This is a genomic window from Couchioplanes caeruleus, assembly GCF_023499255.1.
Lineage (GTDB): Bacteria > Actinomycetota > Actinomycetes > Mycobacteriales > Micromonosporaceae > Actinoplanes > Actinoplanes caeruleus_A.
This window is the reverse complement of sequence record NZ_CP092183.1, coordinates 7,482,964-7,503,212: the sequence shown is the minus strand read 5'-3', so window position 1 is coordinate 7,503,212 and position 20,249 is coordinate 7,482,964. Positions and strand designations below refer to the sequence as shown.

At 71.5% G+C, this 20,249-nt stretch carries 17 protein-coding genes; 4 read left to right on the top strand and 13 right to left on the bottom strand.

The genetic code is table 11. The features are described 5' to 3' along the window. Positions 1-3 precede the first annotated feature (3 nt). The 7 genes from COUCH_RS34585 to cysC form a co-directional block, all read right to left on the bottom strand. Positions 4-735, bottom strand: a complete 732-nt coding sequence (locus COUCH_RS34585; protein ID WP_249609362.1) for a methyltransferase domain-containing protein — start codon at positions 733-735, stop codon at positions 4-6. Further along, positions 732-2,378: a lipopolysaccharide biosynthesis protein gene (locus COUCH_RS34580; RefSeq protein ID WP_249609361.1), complete on the bottom strand. Its 1,647-nt coding sequence runs from the start codon at positions 2,376-2,378 to the stop codon at positions 732-734. Before COUCH_RS34580 ends, COUCH_RS34585 begins: the two co-directional genes overlap by 4 nt. Then, positions 2,375-3,253, bottom strand: coding sequence for a sulfotransferase family protein (locus COUCH_RS34575; RefSeq protein WP_249609360.1), 879 nt, complete (start codon positions 3,251-3,253; stop codon positions 2,375-2,377). The genes COUCH_RS34580 and COUCH_RS34575 overlap by 4 nt, the downstream gene beginning before the upstream one ends. Further along, positions 3,253-4,479: a hypothetical protein gene (locus COUCH_RS34570; protein ID WP_249609359.1), complete on the bottom strand. Its 1,227-nt coding sequence runs from the start codon at positions 4,477-4,479 to the stop codon at positions 3,253-3,255. The genes COUCH_RS34575 and COUCH_RS34570 overlap by 1 nt, the downstream gene beginning before the upstream one ends. Further along, positions 4,469-5,842 carry an O-antigen ligase family protein gene (locus tag COUCH_RS34565; RefSeq protein ID WP_249609358.1) on the bottom strand — a complete coding sequence of 458 codons (1,374 nt, stop codon included), beginning with the start codon at positions 5,840-5,842 and terminating at the stop codon, positions 4,469-4,471. Before COUCH_RS34565 ends, COUCH_RS34570 begins: the two co-directional genes overlap by 11 nt. Continuing rightward, the gene (locus tag COUCH_RS34560; RefSeq protein WP_249609357.1) at positions 5,839-7,602 is read right to left on the bottom strand and encodes a Wzz/FepE/Etk N-terminal domain-containing protein; all 1,764 of its coding nucleotides are present in this window, start codon (positions 7,600-7,602) and stop codon (positions 5,839-5,841) included. The genes COUCH_RS34565 and COUCH_RS34560 overlap by 4 nt, the downstream gene beginning before the upstream one ends. A gap of 109 nt (positions 7,603-7,711) precedes the next feature. Beyond that, positions 7,712-9,235, bottom strand: a complete 1,524-nt coding sequence (cysC, locus tag COUCH_RS34555; RefSeq protein WP_249609356.1) for an adenylyl-sulfate kinase — start codon at positions 9,233-9,235, stop codon at positions 7,712-7,714. Between the two features lie 146 nt (positions 9,236-9,381). Between cysC and COUCH_RS34550 the strand changes: the two genes are divergently transcribed. Next, a complete protein-coding gene (locus COUCH_RS34550) occupies positions 9,382-10,722 on the top strand; it encodes a glycoside hydrolase family 26 protein (protein WP_249609355.1) in 1,341 nt (446 codons plus the stop codon). 7 nt (positions 10,723-10,729) lie between these two features. Here the strand turns inward: COUCH_RS34550 and COUCH_RS34545 are convergent, their stop codons facing one another. Beyond that, a complete protein-coding gene (locus COUCH_RS34545) occupies positions 10,730-11,698 on the bottom strand; it encodes an FAD-dependent oxidoreductase (RefSeq protein ID WP_249609354.1) in 969 nt (322 codons plus the stop codon). A 121-nt stretch (positions 11,699-11,819) separates the two neighbouring features. Here COUCH_RS34545 and COUCH_RS34540 point away from each other — a divergent pair, with 121 nt between their 5' ends. From COUCH_RS34540 to COUCH_RS34530, 3 genes are all read left to right on the top strand, one after another. Continuing rightward, positions 11,820-12,755, top strand: a complete 936-nt coding sequence (locus COUCH_RS34540) for an SCO2521 family protein (RefSeq protein WP_249609353.1) — start codon at positions 11,820-11,822, stop codon at positions 12,753-12,755. Next, positions 12,752-13,699: a hypothetical protein gene (locus COUCH_RS34535; protein WP_249609352.1), complete on the top strand. Its 948-nt coding sequence runs from the start codon at positions 12,752-12,754 to the stop codon at positions 13,697-13,699. The genes COUCH_RS34540 and COUCH_RS34535 overlap by 4 nt, the downstream gene beginning before the upstream one ends. A 140-nt stretch (positions 13,700-13,839) precedes the next feature. Further along, on the top strand, positions 13,840-14,814 hold the full coding sequence (locus tag COUCH_RS34530; RefSeq protein WP_249609351.1) for a hypothetical protein: 975 nt from the start codon (positions 13,840-13,842) through the stop codon (positions 14,812-14,814). Here the strand turns inward: COUCH_RS34530 and COUCH_RS34525 are convergent. The 5 genes from COUCH_RS34525 to COUCH_RS34505 all read right to left on the bottom strand — a co-directional run bounded on the left by COUCH_RS34525 (position 14,799) and on the right by COUCH_RS34505 (position 20,248). Further along, positions 14,799-15,755, bottom strand: a complete 957-nt coding sequence (locus tag COUCH_RS34525) for an SCO2522 family protein (RefSeq protein ID WP_249609350.1) — start codon at positions 15,753-15,755, stop codon at positions 14,799-14,801. The genes COUCH_RS34530 and COUCH_RS34525 overlap by 16 nt on opposite strands. Beyond that, positions 15,752-16,669, bottom strand: a complete 918-nt coding sequence (locus tag COUCH_RS34520) for an SCO2523 family variant P-loop protein (RefSeq protein WP_249609349.1) — start codon at positions 16,667-16,669, stop codon at positions 15,752-15,754. The genes COUCH_RS34525 and COUCH_RS34520 overlap by 4 nt, the downstream gene beginning before the upstream one ends. 1 nt (position 16,670) lies before the next feature. Next, positions 16,671-18,521, bottom strand: a complete 1,851-nt coding sequence (locus tag COUCH_RS34515) for an SCO2524 family protein (protein WP_249609348.1) — start codon at positions 18,519-18,521, stop codon at positions 16,671-16,673. Between the two features lie 30 nt (positions 18,522-18,551). Further along, positions 18,552-19,337, bottom strand: coding sequence for an SCO2525 family SAM-dependent methyltransferase (locus tag COUCH_RS34510; protein ID WP_249609347.1), 786 nt, complete (start codon positions 19,335-19,337; stop codon positions 18,552-18,554). Positions 19,338-19,537: 200 nt separating this feature from the next. Then, positions 19,538-20,248 (bottom strand): ABC transporter permease, encoded by a 711-nt coding sequence (locus COUCH_RS34505; RefSeq protein ID WP_249609346.1) that lies wholly within the window; start codon positions 20,246-20,248, stop codon positions 19,538-19,540. Position 20,249 lies beyond the last annotated feature (1 nt).

Genomic DNA, 20,249 nt, shown 5'->3' with positions numbered 1-20,249 from the left:
CGGCTACTTCTTCCGGCGCGCCGTGTAGACGACGTTCACGGCGAAGCCGTCCGTGCCCGGCAGGGCCCGTGCCGCCGCGTCCGCTGCCCGGGCGAGCGGGTTCTTGTTCAGCGACTCGGTCAGCATCGAGAAGCCGCGCCGCTCGACGATCTCGAAGCCGTGCCGGGCCAGCAGCGCCTCGACCTCGTCGTGCGACAGCTCGGCGAACCAGCGCTGCCCCGAGTGCCGGCGCGCGCGCAGGTGCCGTACCGAGCCGGCGTTGCCGTGGTTCTCCACCACCAGCACGCCCGCGTCCCGGGTCGGCAGCGCCTTGGCGGCGAAGGCGATCGCCCGCTCCCGTACGGGCTCGTCCACGTTGAGCAGCAGGCGGAACATCGTGACGATCGCCGGGTGGCCGGCCGGTACGGGGTTCGGCACCGGGCCGTCCGCGGCGATCTGGTGCCACTGCGCCTTCGAGCCGACCTCCTCGGCCTTCGCCATCATCTCCGCCGAGGTGTCGTAGCCGTGCGCCTCCCGGACCAGCCCGTGCAGCGTCCGGATCGCCCGGCCCGTACCGCAGGCGAAGTCGTGCTGCACCGGCTGCCTCGCCCCGAACTCGCGCTGCACGAGCTTGCGCAGGTACGCCTGCTGCCGCTCGTTGATCTGCGAGGCGTAGCTGTCCGGCGCGTACGTGACGTGCTCGTACTTCGCGACGGCGTCGGCGTCCTGGAACACCTTGGTGTATTCGGTGGTCAACCGGTCCTCCTTGACATGAGCTTGCGTGGCTTGAAGGCGTCGAGCGCGAGGGGGCGGCGCAGCAGCCAGGCACCCGCGGCGTACGCGGGCACGGCCACGCCGGCGGCCAGCACCAGGCCGGTCGTGCCGGTCCCGGTCAGTACGGTCACGGCCCGGGGCAGTACGCCGAAGCAGGCCACCGACAGCGCCCCCGCGGCGAGCGTCCCGCGGCCGAACGGGTGCAGCCGCGCCACCCGGCCCACCTGGACGAGCGGCAGCAGGTTGTTGGCGACCATGGCGCAGGCGAGCCCGATCGCGGCGCCGAGCGCGCCGTACCGGGGGATCAGCAGCACGTCGAGGCCGATCGTGACGACCAGGGCGATCAGGACGTTGTAGAGGTTCCACGAGGTACGCCCGGCCATCGCGAGCACCATGTCGACCATGCCGCACCCGGTGGCGACGAGCATCGCGCAGGCCAGCACCACCACGACCGGCGTGCCGGCGACGTAGGACTCGCCGAACAGCCGCAGGTACAGCGGCGCGAAGAGGATGACCAGCAGGTTGATCGGCCAGGTCACCAGCACGAGCCAGCCCGTCGCGGTCTGGTAGAGGTCGTTGGCGCTCGCGCGGTCACCGACGGCGAGGGCTTCGGCGAGGCGCGGCTGTACGGACTGCGAGATGCCCTGGTTGGCGAACTGGATCAGCACGACGAACCGGCCGGCGACCGCGTACACGGCGGCCGGGACGAGGCCACCCAGCGCCGCCACGAGCAGCACGTCCACCCGCTGCAGCGCGAGCTGAGCGACGCTGGCGAGCGCCCGCGGGCCGGTGAAGCGCCAGAAGTCCCGGCGCAGGTCCAGGCGTTCGCTGCGGCGGATCCGGAACCGTTCGGGCTTGCCCGCCAGGTAGATCCTGCGCAGCGCGAGCGCGGCCAGGACGGTGACCGGCAGGTACGGCGCCGCCCACGCGAGCGCGAACGCGGGCAGCGAGGCGCTGGTCCACAGCGCCGCCGCCCCCGCCGCGCCGATGCACAGCAACTGCAGCGTGCTGCGCAGGACGCGGTCGAGGGTGACGGTGGGCCGCATCGCCTTGTACCCGCGGGTGGCGGTCAGGAGGGCGTCGGTCATCGCCTGCAACGGCAGGAAGAGCGCCAGCACCCGTAACCCGGCGACGTGCTCGTGGCGTACGTGCGGCGAGTCGCCGGCGGTGAGCCCGGCGATCGCGGGCGCGGCGAACCACATGGCGGCGCCGAGCGCGACGGCCAGCACGAGCACGGGCGTCAGCCCGGTCCGCAGGCACGCGCCGAGCAGGTGGTCCCGCCCGGTGGCGCGCAGCCGGGCCGGCCAGTACACCAGGCCGGTCTGGGTGCCGAGCTTCGCCAGGCCGCCGGCCAGCACGAACGCCGCGGTCGCCGCGAAGAACGCGCCGGCCTGCTCAGCGCCGAGGGCGCGCGCCACCACCCAGGTGACCGCGACGCCGGTGCCGCCGGCCAGCGCGGACCCCACCATGTTGGCGAGACCGCCGCGGGCGACCCCCCGGTTCTGGGAAGCGGTGGGGGCCTCCGGAGTGGACGTCACGCTGAGTCGGCCGGGCATGCCCTCTCGGCCCTCGCCGTCGCGGCCGTAGCCCGCCACCGGTGCGCGAAGCTCGGTGCGGTCGGTCATGCCTGGCGCCAGATGGGTACGCGCCCCAGCCATGTGATCAGCGCGTCGTCGTGCGGTGCGTAGTGGTTGGTGAGCTCACGGCGGATCCCCGGGTCCATGTCGGACTGCCGGGGCCGGGCGTTGTGCCGCTCGAACTCCGGGTGCCCCAGGTTGATCGGCAGGCCGAGGAACGCGCAGACCTCGTCGTACACCTGCTCCGGCTGGCTGAAGAAGCGCTCGCTCTCCACCACGTGGATGCGCTCGCGGCCCACGTGCTGTGCCATGACGCTCAGGTAGCGGGCGTACTCGCCGCGGGCGCGGTAGGCGTGGTGCTGGTGGGCGAACGAGTAGTACTTCGGGTCCGCGGCGAGCATGTCCTCCTGGCGGTGCAACCGCGCCGGTTCGAGCGCGAGCGCGTTGCCGAAGTCGTGCTCCGGTTCGAAGTCACGGGCCACCTCGTGGTGGTGCTGCGAGTACGCCCGCTCCACCGGGTCGCGCACCAGCACCACGAGCTTCGCCCCGGGCAGGTCCGCGGCGATCCGGGCGGCCGCCTGCGGGTGGTACATGTAGTACGGGCTCGACTCGAACGTCTGCGCCGGTACGCCGTGGCGCTCGTAGACCTTGTCGGCCTGGCGCTGCAGCGGGAAGTGCCCCTTGTACCAGGACATGCCACGCTCGTACGAGACGTCGAAGTAGTGCACGCCCTTGTGCAGCACGGCCTTGAGCACCGCCGGGTGCTGCGACAACGCCCGGTACAGCGACGTGGTGCCGCAGCGCTGACCGCCGCAGATGAGGAACGACGGGGTCATCCGGCTGGGCGCGGTGAGCCGGCCGTACGAGCGCGACCCGAGGTGCACGACGCGCTTGACCGGCGCGGGAACTTTGCGAACGTCCATCAGAGTTGCTCGACCCTTCGGATCAGTACGGGCAGCAGCCACGTGCCGAGCACGCCCAGGCGCGCGCCGGCCTCGGCCTGCCGGTCGGTCAGGTAGCGCACGGCCAGGTCGACCAGGTACAGCAGCGCGGTCAGCTCCTGTGCGTCCGGGGCGACCCCGAACGGCTGGAGGAGCTCGCCGGCGCGGCGTACGGTCGCCTCCACCGCGCCCTCGGCGTCGCCGGAGGCCTGGATGCGGCGCTGCAGCTCGTGGTGGACCGCGTCGAAGCCGGTCGGTACGCCCTTGGTGAACCGTTCCCAGTCCCACACCAGCAGCGCGTCCGCGAGGTTCGCCATGTTCCACGGGGCCCAGTCGCCGTGCCAGGCGCCGTACCGCAGGGTGGTGTGACCGGCGTGCGCCGCGAGCAGCTCGGCCGCCGAGGAGAGCGCCACGCCCTCGGGCCGGTCCGTCACGGCCGCGAGGCGCCCGCGCAGCTCGGCCCAGTACGCGCTGCCCACCAGCGTCCCGCTCGTGTAGCCGCAGCACCCGGCGATGTCGAGCATGGCGGCGGTGAGCCGGCGCGGGGTCAGCGGGGCCCGCGGCAGCCACACCGGCAGCGCCGACTGGATGAGCACCTGCGAGCCGCGCCACACGCCGGCGTGCAGCACCCGCGGGACGGTCAGCTTGCTTAGGCCGACCGTGCCGAGTGCGGTCAGCGCGGCGGTCTCCGCCTTGACCAGGCGCTGGGTCAGCGGTCCGGTGCCCATCTTGCCGAAGCCGAAGGTCTCGCCCTCCGGGCTGATCAGCTGCAGCACCGGCTTGCGGTTGGCGCGTGCCGGTCCGATGTGGATGCTCACCGACAGCTCGCGGCCCAGCGCCTCGCGCAGGTGGCCGTCGATGCTCTCGGCGGCCGGGCCGGTGATCCGGATCCGGTCGCGCAGCAGCACGCTGGAGGCGCCGGTACGCAGGGCGGCCACGACGGCGTCCCGCTTGAGCCGGGCGGCGCGGGACTGCGGCTCGGCGTACCGGCGTACGGCCGCCGCGGCGACCCGGCGGGACGTGGTGGGCACCAGCAGCCGGGGGCGGCGCGCGTCCGGGACGACCAGGTACTCGGCGATCGCCTCGCCCCGCCGGTCCTCGGTGCTGCACGGCGCCGGATAGAGCAGCTCGAGCACCTCGGCCAGGTACTGCGTACGCAGCGCCGAGTCGCCGGCGGTCAACTCCGCCGGCGCGGTCTTAACGGGCATCAGCGTCCCCCTCGAGTTCGTTGCGCCACAGCAGCGCGTAGGCCAGGAACATGAACGCCAAGGGGGTCGGGATCGCGTTGTACCAGAGCATCGCCGTGAACGAGCTGACGATGGCCGCGCTCGCCGCGACGCCGATCGGCGTACGGTCGCGCCGGAACCGCCACAGGCCGTAGCCGAAGAAGCCCAGGTACGCGATCGTGCCGACGGCGCCGTGGGCGTACAGCAGCTGCCACAGCTGACCGTTGCCGCCGACGGTGAAGTTGCCGCAGCGCTCGCAGCCCGCGCTCTCGCCGACCGTGATCGAGTTGCGGCCGCCGATGGTGTTGCGGGTGGAGCCGTACCCGATGACCGGCGAGTCGACGAAGCCGTCCACCGCGCGCTGCACGAGGAACGAGCGCACGCCGTTGGACTTGCCGTTGTCGAGCCGGGCGTCGACCACGTCGCCGAGGGGCGTGGCGCTCAGGGCGACGACCAGCCCGACTGTGGCCAGCACGACGGCCGCGATGATCCAGAGCCGGCCCATCAGCACGTACCGGACGGCGACGTAGAGGACGACGACCCCGATGCCGATCCACAGGCCGCGGTTCAGCGAGACCACCGCGGGGATCACCGCGACCGCCAGGCACAGCACGGCGAGGAGCTTGTTGCCGGCGTTGCGGGTCGCCCAGGCGGCCACCACGAGCCAGCCCATGAGCAGGCAGAAGTTGTTGCCCCAGGTGTTCGTGTAGCCCCACGGCGCGGCCGGGCGGGGCTTCTCGCCGCCGACCAGGTCCATGATCTGCGCCGCGTACGGGTGCACCAGCGACTGCACGAAGCCCTTGGACCGTACGCCGCCGGGCAACAGCCACTCGACCGGCGAGGTGAACTCGAACTCACCGGCGAGGATGCCCAGCAGGCCGCCCGCCACGGTCACCACGAACAGCCAGCCGAGCAGCTTGACCAGGCGGCGCCGGGGCAGCTCGGCCTCGGTCAGGTTGCCGGTGTAGACGAGCAGGACGGTCAGGGCGGCGTACATGACGAGCCGGTAGATCACCGCGATCAGCCGGTCCGTCGCCGCCTCGACCACCGTGCCGGTCGGGTCGGCGCCCAGCGCCACGATGCTGATGACGACCGCGGCCAGGAACAGTGCCCACCAGCCGAAGCCGGGCGGCAGCCGCAGCGGACGTCCGGCGGCCCGCCGCCGGATCAGCAGCACCAGCATCGGCGCGGCCATGATCGGGAAGATCAGCACGCCCAGGCCGAGCGCCCACCACAGCGGGTACAGGGCCAGGATCCCCGCCACCGGCCAGGCCGGGAGCCGGGTGGGCCGCTCCGGTGCCGCGCTGTGCGCCGCCCGCTGCGTGCGGGGGACGACCAGGGTCACTTCTCGGCCGGCTTCTCGGGGCTCGAGGCGGGCTTCGAGCCGGGCTGACCGCCACCCGGCTTGGCCACGGTGGTCAGGTCGATCACCGCGGTGACCTCCTCGCTGCCGTCACCCTGGCGCGGCGGGCGGGCCGGCGGGCCGGTGGGGATCCGCATCGGCTGGGTGCGGTCGTCGTCGAGGACGGCCGTCTCGTCGGGCCTCTGCGCGCTGAGTGCCACCGCCGGCAGGTTCTCCTCCGCGGCGCTGCGGGGCATCCCGGTGAGGTGGGGCAGCACCACGGCGCCCAGCAGCGGCGTGCCGACCCGGCTCAGCTGCTCGGCCGCGTCCAGCAGGGCCGGGCGCTTGGCGCGGCGCAGCTCGACCGCCAGGATCGCGGCGTCGGCGAGGCTGGCCAGGCTCTGCGCGTCCGCGCTGCTGCTGGTCGACGGGGCCTCGATGACGACGTACCCGGTCTGCTGGCGCAGGGCCTGCAGGGTGTCGCGCAGCCGCTGCGACTGCATCAGCCCGGCCGCGGTGGCCGCGCCGCCGGTCGTGATCACCCGCAGCGACGGGATCCGCGGGGTGCGCTGCATGGCCCGCTCCAGCCCGATCCGGCCGGCCAGCAGGTCGGACAGGCCGGGCATCGCCGTGACCCCGAGCATCCGGGCCAGCGGCGCGGCGTCCACGACGCTGTCCGGCAGGTGCGCGCCGACCAGCACCACATCGCTGCCGGTACGCGCGAGCGCCGCAGCCAGGTTCGCGGCGACCAGCGTGGTCGACGAGCCCCGGCTGGCGCCCGTGACGACGATGATCTGGTCGCCGGGGCTGAGGCTGGCCAGGATCTCGTTGCGCAGCCGGTTGAAGACCCGGCCGCCCGGCCCGTACGGCTGCAGCACGTCGTCGAAGTGCGGCGTGGTCCGCTCGTCGAGCGCGGCGAGCACCGGGATGTGGCCGCGGTCCCGGACGTCGGCGGCCGTACGCAGTCGCCGGTCGAACCGCTCCCGCATGAACGCCAGCGCGAGCCCGGCGAGCAGGCCGAGCATCGTGCCGGTGGCGATGTTGAGCAGCGCGTTGGGGCTGGTCGGCTCCTCCGGCTCACGGGCGTCGCTGATGATGCTGCCGGCGTCGACGGTCGCCGTGGTCAGCTCGTTCAGCTTGCCGGTCAGGCTGTTGAGCTGGTTCTGCGAGTTGCTGCGCAGGCTCTCCAGGTTGCTGCGGTCGGAGCTGCCGTTGGGCGCCTTGGCGAGCCGGCTGTTGATGCTGGTCAGGTTCGTGGTGAGCTGCCGGACCTTGAGGTTCAGCGTCTTGATCTTCTGGTCCAGCACCGAGCGGGCGGCCTCCTCGCGGTTGCGCAGGTACGCCTCCGCGAACGCGTGCGAGCCGGCCTGGGCGTCGCGCGGGTTGTCCGCCTCGAAGCTGATCACGAGCACCGTCGTGTTCGCCGGCACCTCGACCGACACGTCGTGTGCCAGCTCGATCGGCGAGACCGGCGACCGCAGCAGCGCCGCGGCCTTGGTGGCCACCGCGCCGGACGGCACCAGCTGGGCCTCGGTGTCCAGGTTGATCGCGCCCTTGGTACGCCCACCGGACGCGTTCGTGTCCTGGTCGACGGCCTGCACGAGCACGGAGGTGGACGACTCGTAGACCCGTGGCAGCGCCTGCGTCACCGCGGCGCCGATCCCGAGTCCGGCCCCGGTCGCGGCCAGCACCACCCACCAATGCCGGCGGAACACGCCCACGTAGTGCGAGAGGTCGGCGGTCACCGGGCGGGTTGCTTCCATCGGTACGGCGGCCCTTTCGCAGGCGGAGTAGCAAGTCACGGCATGGGGGCCAGCCCCCCGAGGGGTAAACGGCCCGTGCGCTGATGCGTAACTACTCCGCCGCGATCGGTTACTTCATCTCGGGCTCCACCCAGCCGCTGTCCACCAGGTACGCCAGCACGAGATCGACCGCTTCGGGCACCGACATGTCCGTCGTGTCGAGCACCAGCTCGGCGTCGGTGGGTACCTCGTACGGGTCGTCGATCCCGGTCATGCCGCGCAGCTGACCGGCGCGGGCGCGCGCGTACAGGCCCTTGCGGTCGCGCTGCTCGCACACCTCCAGCGGGGTCGCCACGTGCACGAGGATGAACCCGGCACCGGCCTCGGCGGCCATCTGCCGGACGGCCGCGCGGGCGTTCGCGTACGGCGCGATGGGGCATGCGATCGCCATGCCGCGGTGCCGCGCGACCTCGGCCGCCACCCAGCCGATCCGCCGGACGTTGCGGTCCCGGTCGGCGCGGCTGAAGCCGAGGCCGGCGGAGAGCTCGCGGCGCACCACGTCGCCGTCGAGGAACGTGATGGTCCGCTCGCCGCTCTCGCGCAGCGTGTCGGCCAGGCCGCGCGCCACGGTGGACTTGCCGGAGCCGGAGAAGCCGGTGAAGAACACGACGAGCCCGCGGTGCCGGCGCGGCGGGCGCACCCGGGCCAGCTCCTTGGCGACCGCCGGTGGGGTGTGCCACTCCGGCAGCGGGAAGCCGCGGTCCAGCAGGTCGTTGATCTCGGCGGCGGACATCGCCAGGCGCCGGTTGCGCGGCGGGATGTCGTCACGCCAGCGCCACTGGCCGTCGCGGTTGTCGTACGCGAGCTCGCGGGGCACGAGCACCCGCAGGCCGCCGCCGGAGAGCATGTCGCCGGTGGACAGCACGTGCGTCACGCCGTACGCGGCGGCGACCCGGGCCCGCAGCAGCGCGTCGCGCATCTCGTCGCCGCGGGGGAGCAGCGGCACCGCGACGATGGTCGCGGGCGGCATCCGGTCGCGTGCCGAGAAGATCGCGCGGACCAGCGCCTCCGGCGGCAGGCCGTCGGGGCCGGGGCCGGTCACCGGGATGAAGATCAGCAGGTGGGCGGCGAGCGTGCGGGCCGCGTGCGCGATCTGCGCGAGTTGCGGGCGGTGCAGCGGCCGGTCGGCGATCACGCCCAGGACCCGGCCGGGCGGCAGCAGGGCCTTGACCTCTTCCGGGGTACGCCGCAGGCGCTGGAACGGTCCGTGCCCGCCGTCGCCCATCCGGCGCACCGTGCCACCGACGGCGGAGAGCCCGTCGGTGGTGGGCCACGCGTCGCTGACCTCGATGGCCGCGACGGGCGCGCCCTCGGGGTCGGTGAGCACGACCGTCCGATGCAGCGGGTCGTCGAGGTCGAGCGCGGCGGCCATCTCGGCGGGGATCTCCAGCGTGACCGCGACCGGCCACGACGTCCCGTCGGCCAGCCGGCCGCGCCGGCGCAGCGCCTGCAGATCGGCCCGGCCCAGGAAGCCGGTCAGCGGCGCGTACGCCCCCGACAGCAGCAGCTCGAGGTCGGCGAGTTCGTGTGCGCGCGGCGTGTACGACGGCGCGTCACGCAACACGTCCTCGGGCAGCACAGAACCGTCGTTCACCTAAGACTCCCCCTGCAGCGACTTGGAGGACAGTTTCGCAGCCGGACTCCACCGGGTCGAGCCGGGTCCGCGGTCCACCCGGCGCGCCGGACATAACCCAGTCGGGTAGTCGACAAAACGGACTTAAGGTCGAATACTGGGCCATCGTGACACCAACCTTGCCGTCGTCGCGGCCCTCGCGCTCCCGTGGGTGGCGTCCTCATCGCAGCCGGCTCCTGCACCTCGCCGCCATCACCACGGTCTTCACCATCTCGGCCGGGGCCACACTCTCGTGGGCCTACACCGGTGGCGTGGACCAGATCGGCCTCCCGTACGGGCCCGGCCCCGTCGTGCTGCCGGGACCGGCCGCCGCCACCTCGGCCCCCGGTACGCGCCCCGAACCGCCGGTCGTCGCGGAACCCGGCGTTCCGATGCTGCCCGGCGGCGCGATGCCCACCGGCTCGGCCGGCGCGTCGCCGTCCACGTCGGCCCGGTCCTCGGCGCGGGCCACCGCGAGCCCCGCGCCGGTGCTCGCGGCGCCGGCCGGTGGACCCTGCCGCACGGGCCGCAAGCTCGTACCGACCTGCGGCATCCTCTGGGGCGTGGCGCCGGGGGCGTTCACGGACAGCCGCGGCAAGGAGGCGCTGGCCCGCTTCGAGGAGAAGACGGACCGGCACCAGGACATCTACCACGCGTACCACCGTGGCAACACGCAGCTGTTCCCGACGAAGAGCGAGATCGCGATCGCGCGCGAACCCGGCCGCGAACGCATCCTGTTCCTCAACTGGAAGCCGCGCGGCGCGTCCTGGGCGAAGATCGCCAAGGGTGACAAGGACACCGACAAGTTCCTCGACCGGCTCGCCGCCCACATCAAGACCGACTTCCCGGAGCAGTTCTTCTTCACCGTCCACCACGAGGCGGAGGACAACGTCCGGGAGAAGGCCGGCTCCGGGTACACGGCCAAGGACTACGCGGCCATGTACCGCTACGTCGTGAAGCGCCTCCGCGCCCACGGCGCCGACAACATCGTGACCGTCCTGGTGCACATGGCGTACGTGCCGCACACCAGCCAGAAGTGGTTCTCGGACATGTACCCCGGCGACGACGTCGTGGACTGGATCGGCTTCGACACGTACGCCTACAGCGACCCCGGCTACGGCCACGGCGACTTCGCCGAGCTGCTGAACCGGCAGTCGTCGGCGCGCCCGACCTGGCCCGGCTTCTACAACTGGGCCGTCGAGCGGCACCCCGGCAAGCCGCTGATGGTCGCGGAGTGGGGCGTGTGGTCGTCGAAGAAGAACCCCGGCCACAAGGCGGAGTTCTACCGCGAGGTGGGCCGCCAGATCGGCCGCTTCCCGGGCATTCGCGCGATGGTCCACTTCGACACCCCGCACAACCAGGAGGGGCGGGCCTCGTCGGTGGACGCGACCCCGGAGTCGCTGCGGGCGTACCGGAAGCTGGGCAAGCTGCCGATCTTCCAGGTGCAGGTGGCGCCGGCGCTGCCGTAGCGCGGCCTCACCGCCCGGCGACGAGCCTCGCGACGTCGCTCGCGCAACCCCAGGACAGGCTGACGCCGGCGCCGCCGTGGCCGTAGTTGTGGACCACGGTGGTGCCGGCGCGGTGCTCCAGCTCGACCCGGACGGGTACGCGGTTGGGCCGCAGACCGATCCGGTGCCCCAGCACCTCCGCGCCGGCCAGCGCCGGCTCCACCGCCACGCAGCGCTCGACGATGCCGTCCGCGACCTTGTCGTCCAGGGCGAGCGAGTCGACGCCGTCCTGGGCGCTGCCGCCGAGCAGCACGACGTCCGGGCCCTGCGGCAGGATGTACGTGATGTCCGGCTCCTCGGTGAGCTCGGCCGTGTGCTCGGCGAAGAACTCCGTGATCCCAGGATTGGTCATCGCCACCAGCTGGCCCTTCACGGGGGTCAGCGCCCGGTCGCCGACGAGGTCCCGGGCGCCGATGCCGGTGCAGTTGACGATCACGTCCGCCCGGCCGGCGACCTCGTCGAGGGTCGACACCGCGCCCTCGGCCGACGTGACGCCCATCGAGGTCAGGCGGCGGAGCAGATGGCCGAGGTAGACCGGCATGTCCACGATCGGAGCCGTGTAGCGCCACCCGCTCCGGAACGGCTCGCGCAGCTCGTCCGGCCGGCACTCGCGGAACCCGGGGAGCTGACGCGCCCAGGCCGGCGCGGGGATCACCTCGCGGGAGGCCTCGACGCCGCTGACCATCCGTACGCCCGTCCCCGGCACCCCGGCCAGCGCGGAGAGCTCCTCGTACGTCTCCGCGCTCCATCGCGGCACGTCCTCGTGCGTCGCGTAGATCGGGTCCCAGATCGCGCCTCCACTGGCGGACGTCGTGCGGGAAGGCGGCTCCTTCGCGACGATCCGGACGGTCAGTCCGCGCTCGGCGAGGCGGACGGCCGTCGTCAGCCCGGAGACGCCGGCGCCGATGATCAGTGCGTCGGGCCGGACTCTCGCCATGCCCTGCACGATAGAGGTCGGCCCGGGCCCAGGTGACGCATGGTTCACTCGGCCGACACGTACCGTTGCGGATCTGGTCCTCATGCGCTGGAATGAGGCAATCCACGGGGTGGGGAGCGCGATGGTGATCCTGGGCGAGGTGCACACCGGACTGCTGCAGAGCCATAGCGCTCTTGAGACCCACCAAGCCGCCCGCTTGCTCGGACTCCTGCCAGGCCACCCCGCGGCGGTCTTCGAGCGCCCGATGCCGTTCGTGCAGTCGCCACCGGTGCTGACCGGTGTGGACTGCGACCTGCCGGCCACCTCTGGGCGTCCAGCCCGCGTCATCGGTGCCGTGACGGGTCTGGCCACCCTCACCGGGGGCCACGTGGTGCAGGGATCGGTGCACGCGGAGGTCGTCGCGACGGAGCGCACGCATCGGCTGCCGTGGTCACATTATCTGGCCCGGCCGGGCAGGCTGGATGCTGTCGGGCGTACGCCTGGCCCGGAAACCGTCACGGCGTTCCTCGACGGAGGCGACAGGGGCACTCTCGATCTCGGCGCGATCGCCGCGCGGATCGTCGACCGCCTCCACCAGTCGGATTCGCTCCTACGCGGCTCGTCGCTCAAGGCGGTCCGGACACGGCTGCGCTGGGCAGCGACGCTGGGGCAAGCGTCCGACCCCGCCCGGGTGGAGTTCCGAGTCGAACAGGGAGGCTTGCGTACCGTTCTTCTCCGTGCGGTGCGCCTTCCTGCCGCCGACCTGGCCGCAATGTGCGCCGACATCGCCGTACACGACTGGCTGCTCACTGTCCTCACCGACCAGGTTCGCAAGAGCGCTCTCGGCGTCATCGATCGCCGGACCGCCGTCCGAAGGTTGGTGCCGGCGATAGATCACCTCCTGCACCTGTGGATGCCGGCCGCCCGGCTCACCGGTGAGGCGCTGAGCGTCTGGCAGGCCCTGGAGATCCGGTTCAGCTTCAGTCGTCAGTGGGAGATCCTGGTTCATCGCATCCGTGACCAACTTTCGGTCGATTCCGTCATGGCCCTGACCGCACAGAACGCGGGCGTCCGATGACGGATGGCCAGGCGACGGGCGGCGCGGTGGTGGCGTCGTCGACCGTCTCCCGGAAGGTTCTCTACACCGCTGCTTCAGGGGTGCTGACGTTCCTCGTCACCAACGCACTGAAGCAGCCCATACTCACCAGCGTCACCTTGTCCATCCTCATCGGTGGTATCGCGCTGATCGTGCGCTTCCTTGCCGACTTCGAGCGGCGGCTGGCCAGGGTGGAGGCTGTCGCGTACACCGGGCAGGAACAGATGCAGCGGCTCGTGGCCGAGGCGTTCTCCAAGATTGACGACGCCACCGAGATGTTCGCGCTCATCGAGGCCTCGAAGCTGCCGCCGGGCCTGGTGGAGAGGCTGATCCGGCAGTCAGCGAAGATTCCGCAGTCGCCGCCGATCGTCTACAACTTCGTGCAGGGCGAGCTGCGCGAGATGGCAGACAACGTGCAGCAGCTCGTCGAGCGTGGATCCATCTCATACAGCGGCGAGGACCGAGACTGGTTGCTCGGTCTCACCGCGTCCGCGATCACCTCCATCGACGCGGTAAGCCTGGCCGTCGTCGACCGGGGGCTCTGGAGCAGCGAGATGGGGCAGCGGTACATGGAGGCGCAGCAGGGGGCGGTGGTGCGCAACGTATCGATTCGCCGCATCTTCGTCCACGAGGCGAACCCCGAGGACCCCGGCGCCGGCGACATCGAATCGGCCTGTGCGGAACAGCGGAGCGCGGGTATCGACGTCCGCGTTCTCAAGAGCGTCCCACCGCAGCTGCAGGCCGACATGGCCGGCTTCATCGTCTTCGACGGTGTGATCAGCTACCAGCTCACGCCCGCCGCGGCGACCAAGGAAACCGACCGGCCCGTCGTCCTGGAGACTCAGATCGTGCTGCGGGAACACCAGGTTCACAAACGGGCCCAGCTCTTCGAGAAGCTGTGGAAAGCCGCCGAAGAGTCGTCCTAGGTACGCTGTCCACGGCTAGTCAGGCGACTAGGAGTTCATCGTGAACCAGCACCGCAAGCGCATCCCTTCGGGTGGCACCCTCCCGGCCACCTCTCGGTCGGCGCTGTGACCGACCTCGCCGCGCAGCAGGCGGACGCGCGATGACGGACGGCAAGCCCACGGGCGAGGTCTTGGTCGCGCCGTCCACCGTCTCCCGGAAGATCTTCTACATAGCCGCGTCCGGGGTGCTGACGTTCCTCATCAGCAACGCGCTGGAACAGCCCGTGGCCACCAGCGTCACCCTGTCCATCCTCATCGGCGGGATCGCGCTGATGGTCCGCTTCCTGGTCGACTTCGAGCGCCGGCTCGCCGTGGTGGAGGCGCTCTCGCGGGCCGGGCAGAAGCGGATGGAACTCCTGGTCGGCGAGGCGTTCGCGAAGATCGACGACGCCACCGAGCTGTTCCGGCTCATCGAGGCCTCGAAGCTGCCGCCCGGTTTGGTGGAGGGGCTGGTCCGGCACTCGTCGAAGATCACGCCGCACTCGCCGTCGATCGTCTACCAGTTCGTGCAGGCCGAGCTGCAGGACATGTCCGAGTGCCTCAAGCAGCTCGCCGAGGGTGGCACGGTCACGTACTACGGCGAGGACCGGGACTGGCTGCTGGGGCTGACGACGTACGCGACCACGTCGATCGACGCGATCAGCCTGGCGAGCGTCGACCGCGGGCTCTGGTACAGCGAGATCGGGCAGCGGTACATGGAGGCGCAGCGCCAGGCGGTGGAGCGCCGGGTCGCGGTCCGCCGCATCTTCATCCTCGAGCCGGACGACGACGCGGACATCGAATGGGCCTGCGCCGAGCAGCGCAAGGTCGGCATCCACGTGCGCGTGCTCGAGCGCAGCCGCATCCCCGCGGCCCTGAAGGTGCAGGTGCTCGACTTCATCATCTTCGACGAGGTGGTCAGCTACGAGACCACGCCGGCCGCCGCGGTCACCGACACCGACCGGCCCGCCGTCGCCGAGACCCAGCTCGTGCTCCGCGAACACCGCGTCCGTGACCGCGTACGCGTCTTCGAGGCTCTGTGGGACGCCGCCCACGAGCCCGGCGCGGCCGTCGCACCGGCTCAGAGGAAGGCGTAGCCGATCCGCTCGACCACCTCGTCGGGAAGCGGGAAACCCTCCCCGGCGGCGCGGCTGGCGACCTGCGCGGCCACCGCGGAGTCGACCGACACCTGACTGAGGATGGTCCGGACGGCCACCTCGATGCCGAGGAACCGCGACCCCAGCGCGGAGAACGTGCGGTACGCGTGGAACGCCGCCGCGCCGGGATTGAGCTGCACCACCGGGGGCAGCGCGTCCCACTCCGCCGGCAGCTCCGCGACCGTGATCGGGCGCGGCTCGCCCACCGGCTCCCCGTGGTGGCGCAGCAACCCCAGCCGCTGCAGCTGCCAGACGGCCGCGAGGAAGGGGCACGACCACAGCCGCCGGCCGCCCTCGTCGCGCCACAGCTCCACGTCGATGAAGATCGAGTGGTTGCGGAACGCGCTCTGCCGCGGCGGCCGCCACTGCGCCGGCGCGGCCATCGCCTCGGCGGGCCGGTCCGACGGCGAGCGCTCCCCGTTGCACAGCCACCCGCTCACCTCGCTCGGCGGCCGGCTGCCGTTGCTGCCCACCGGCGGCTCCTCGACCAGCCGCTGCTGCACCAGCGTCGCCAGGTCGACGCCGTCGGCCTGGGCGCAGGCGGACTCGCGAGCGATGTAGTCGATCTGCAGGCCGGTCTCCTCGGCGGCGCTCAGCAGGGCCGGGATGACCTCCGCGGGCGAACTGAACCGGGTGAAGTAGTCGTCGATGAGGAAGCAGGTGCTGATCCGGGGGCGGCCGCGCACCGAGGTGCTGCACGCCTCCGTGGCGGTCGACGCCCAGGGCCGCACGCTGCGGAAGTTGTCCAGCAGCCGCTCCCGGCCGGCCTTGAAGTCGTCCATGTAGAGGTGGCCGAGCTCGATCGACAGGTGCGACAGCTTGACCGAGCGCACCTTCGGGACGGCGGTCGCCTCGGTGAACACGCCCTCCACCGATGTCACAGGCCCTCCCACGCCGCGTCGTTCATGATCTGCTTGGCGAGGGTCTCGAACGCCGTCACGGTGGCCTCGTTGGCCGTACGGTGCAGCCAGACGTCGTTGTTGGACAGCAGCTGCTCCTGCCACTGCAGCACCGGGTCCAGCGGGATCTGGCCCAGCATCGACGTCCGGCCGACTTGGTGCCGGCCGGCCAGCTCTTGCAGCCGCCGGTCGCAGAGCTCCAGCCAGGTCGCCTGCTCCGGCCGCAGACCCTCCATCTCGGACGACCTGAGGTCCAGCACGGCGGTGCGGACGAAGCGGATGGAGTCGCGCAGCTCCCGCGGGTCGTGGCCGTGCGACTCACCCGCCGCCAGGATGCCGCGGTCGCCGTGGACCAGCCCGCTCGCCGCGATGATGTGCTGCCGGGTCCAGCGGTGGAAGACCAGCCAGCGCCGGGCGACGTGGGCCAGCCGCGGCGAGGCCGTCGCCGCGAGCACGATCTCCGTCGCGTACGACCGGCCGGCGCTCAGGTCGACGACGCAGAGGTCGAACTCCTCGTCCAGCCGCTGGAACAGCGTGGTGCAGCGCTCGACGATCTCCGGGCCGGACGGGAACTCCCCGCCGCCGACGTCACCCGGGTACAGCACGAGCCGGCCCGCACCCGCCGGCCGGCCGCGCAGCGAGCCCCGCTCGGACTCCGTCCACACGTCCAGCGCCAGCGCGTGCGGCGACGATCCGCGCAGGTACGAGTGCAGCCCGCCGCCCGGCACCCCGGCCAGCGCCCCGGGCAGGTCGAAGATCGCGCCGGAGGTGGGGGAGCCGAAGTCGAAGTCCAGGTAGCAGGCGTCCTGCCCCTGCAGGGCGAACCGGTACAGCACGTTGCTGCTGGTGACCGACCGGCCCGTACCGCCCTTGTCGGAGGTGGCGAAGACGAGCATGTCAGTTGATCCCCTTGGCGGGCCGGCGGGCGGCGGAGAGCTTGTCCAGCCGGCGCAGCACCGCCTGGGCGATCGAGACGGCCGTACCGGGCTGCGTCCGTCGTACGCTCCGCGCCCGCTGCAGTAGCACCTGGATCTGCTCCCGCTCGGCCTGCAGCGGCCGCCCGCTGTCCGACGAGCCGTTCAGCATCTCCTGGTCGAAGAGGTGGTCGGCCTCGACGATGAGGTCGGCGGCGAGCCGGGTCAGCTGGTCGCTGCGCTGCGGCGGGCTGTCGATGAGACGGGCGGCGGCCACCAGGCAGTCCACGACCCGCTTGGTGAAGTACCACGACGGTGCCGGATCGGGATCGTCGTCCAGCTGCGGGTACGCCAGCGACGGCCGGTCCCACAGCCCTCGCGCCTCACCCTCCGGGATGCGCCGGGAGAACAGGTGCGCCCAGATCTCGTCGGAGAGATCCAGCAGCCGGCTGCGTCCGGCGTTGTCCGCGATGAGCCGCGCGAGGTTGAGCGACCGCCGCAGCAGCTGGGGGGAGAAGTCGGCGGCGGTCCAGCCCAGGTATCCCTTGCCGGGCTGGTCCTGCAGCTCCAGGCCGATCCGGAAGCCCGGATGGTGCAGCTCGAGGGCCGGGTCGCCGACGAACGGCCGCCGGGTGATCCGGGCCCGGCCGGCCAGGTCCTCGAGCACCGCGCCGACCCTGCTGAGCTCCGCGTCCGACGCCCGCTTGGTCACCAGGTCCTGGATCACCATGCCGCTGACGAGCAGGGACAGGTAGTCGGAGTCGACGCCGTCGGTCGTCCGCCACGGAAGGTCCTCCAGCGGCCAGCGCCCGCTGCCGAACGTGGCGATCGTCGACCAGTACGACAGGGTGAGCTCCCAGCGCAGCTGAAGCGACTGGGCGAGCCTGAGCTGCGTCTCGTCGAGCAGACCGAGGAGCCGGGTCCGCTCGGAGAACAGCGTCTGAATAGCGTCCACGGCGACGACGGTGAAATACATGTACGGGGCGGCCTGCGCCACCCCCTCGTGCTGGACGCCCACGTCGACGCCCTCGGCGAGGTCGATCACCGGCGCGTTCTTGACGATGCCCCAGGACCAGCCGCACTCGAAGAGCCGGTTGGGGTTGTCCAGTTCGGACCCTTGGGCACCCGACCCGATCAGGACGTCGTCACGGAGCCGGGCGTTGATCTCACGCAACGTCTCGTACAGCTCTTCCACGATCTGCCGAGTGGGCAGATCCTCCTGGTTGACCAGGCGGCACAGCTCGACGCCGCGGTCGGAATCGGCGCTGAAGACGTCGACGGCGAAGCTGCGCAGCAGTCCCACCATCGCGGCGGTGAGCCTGCGGCTGGCCAGCCGCTCCAGCTCGTCTGCCTCGGCGCGCAGTCGCTCCCGGGTCAGCACGGTGCGGAAGACCCGGACGAAGCCGATGACCGCGACGGTGAGCGTGACCGAGACGGCGAACGAGTCGACCACGTCGAGCTCGAGGTGGTCGTCGTCGAGGGCCAGGTCCTCCGGTGCGGTGAAGTACGACCGGCCGTGGAAAACCGGGGTGCCGTCAGGGGCGGAGTAGTTGCGCAAGTAGTCGGTGAGCACCCGGACGAGAAGCTTGGGGATCTCGACGCTGTCGCCCAGACGCTGCAGCGCCGCGATGACGTCGTCGGCCGTCCCGTCGGGACGGTCCAGTCGGAGGACCGGCACCTCGGTGGTCGGACCGAGCAGGCAGAGCAGCTGCTCTGCGTCGCTGATCGAATTCGCCTCGCTGCGCCCGCCCCAGCGCCAGTCCGGTTCGGTGTAAGAGGAGCGTGCTGTGGCCCGCCAGATCTCCAGCAACTGTTGACGCGGTTGAAGCTGCATGGGTATGCCGTCACCCGTCTGTCGCGAAGGCTACTTCTTCTTTCCGGCCCGCCCGGTGACGACAATCATCCCCGCGTAACCGGAGCGCACCTCAGTGTCCTCGATGGTGTCCAGCTTCACATCGTGGGCGATCTCGGCGAAACTCCGTCTGACATCCGACTCATCGACCGGGCACGCCGGATAATCGCGTATGCCCACCCGGTAGCCCGACGAGTCCTTCATGAACGCGGCGGCGAACGGCCCTCCCACTTTCAGGGAGCCCACGAAAGAGTTGACCGCTCGGCGGAATTCCTTGTTCATCGTGGTGATCGACTCGGCGACGAAGAACATCGTGCCGAGGTTGTAGACGCCGGTCGGCAACTGGAATACGTTGCCCGCCTCGACGCGGGCCCGCCGCCGGAGCGCCTGCCGGAAGTCGGCGACGGGCTCATAGCGCCCGTGGCCGTTGCTGAGCACGTGCCAGAACTCCGTCCACGACGCAGCCGGCTTCTCGATCTGCGTTCGGAGCCACGAGCGGTTGCTCTCGGCGCGCTCACTCAAGTGCACTTCATCGGCGAAAGGGAGCATGGCGAGCGCCGGGTAGAGATTGGCGCCGGCGCCGACGTCGATGGCTCGGCTGTGCCGCGGAAAGAAGCAGCCGCTGAAGTGGTTAGCGATGATACGCGCAATCGTGACGTCCGCCTGGCGGGCCTTCGAGTAGTTGTGCTCGAAGTAGGAGACGGAGTCGAAACTGTCCCAGTCACAGTCGGCATTGGCAACGTCTTGCACATTCGCCTCGCCGTACGCGGAATATGCTTTTTCGGCAGACTGAGTCACGGATCCTCCGGCATGGGTGGTTGGGCGGCGCAGCAGACTACGCCGTCGGCACCATCCACGCCTATCAGTCCTCGCCTCCATTTCCCGGTCGACGTCCGCGGACGGCTCCCCCCATACTCCGCAAAGCACCCCGCCGGGTCCAGCCCTGGACGCGATAAGCGCCCGATCCGGCCACGGATCGGGCGCTCAACCTCATCAGCTCAGCTCGTCTCGCCGGCCATGGAGAACGACCGCAGCCGGTCCACCGCCGCCAGCGCGGAACCGAGCACGAAGATCGTCGCCATCACCACCGAGACCGGCAGCGAGACCTTCGACTCCAGCAGCCCGGTCGGGGAGATCTTGTCCGCGACCGTGATCACGTACTGCTGGATGGAGAGCACCCGGGTGCCGCTGACGAACTGGCCGAGCAGCCCCTCCCAGACCAGGATGTAGACCAGGCCCAGCAGCACCGGCCGCCGGGTCAGCAGGCTGAGCAGCACGAACAGCGCCGAGTAGGCGAGCGCGCCCACCGCCGCCGCCACCGCGAGGGCCGCGCCCAGGCGGGCGGAGTCCGCGAGCAGGCCGGCGACGAACAGCGGCACCGCCGAGGTGAGGGCGCTGACCACGACCGCCACGCCCAGCTTCGCCAGGATGATGTCGCGGCGGGGGAGCGGCTTGGTCAGGATGTGCACGATCGTGCCGTCGTCGATCTCCGAGCCGAGCACGCCCGTGCCGACGATCAGCGACACCACCGGCAGCACCACGGCCAGGCCGAGGCCGACGATCACCGGGCTGCCCCAGTCCGACGGGCGGAGGTCGTACGCGCGGCAGAGTGCGGCCAGCCCGACGAGCAGGAGCGGCAGGGGCAGCAGGAGCAGGGCCCGCCGGCGGCCGAACAGGCCACGCGCCGTGATCCAGGCGACTGTCGACATG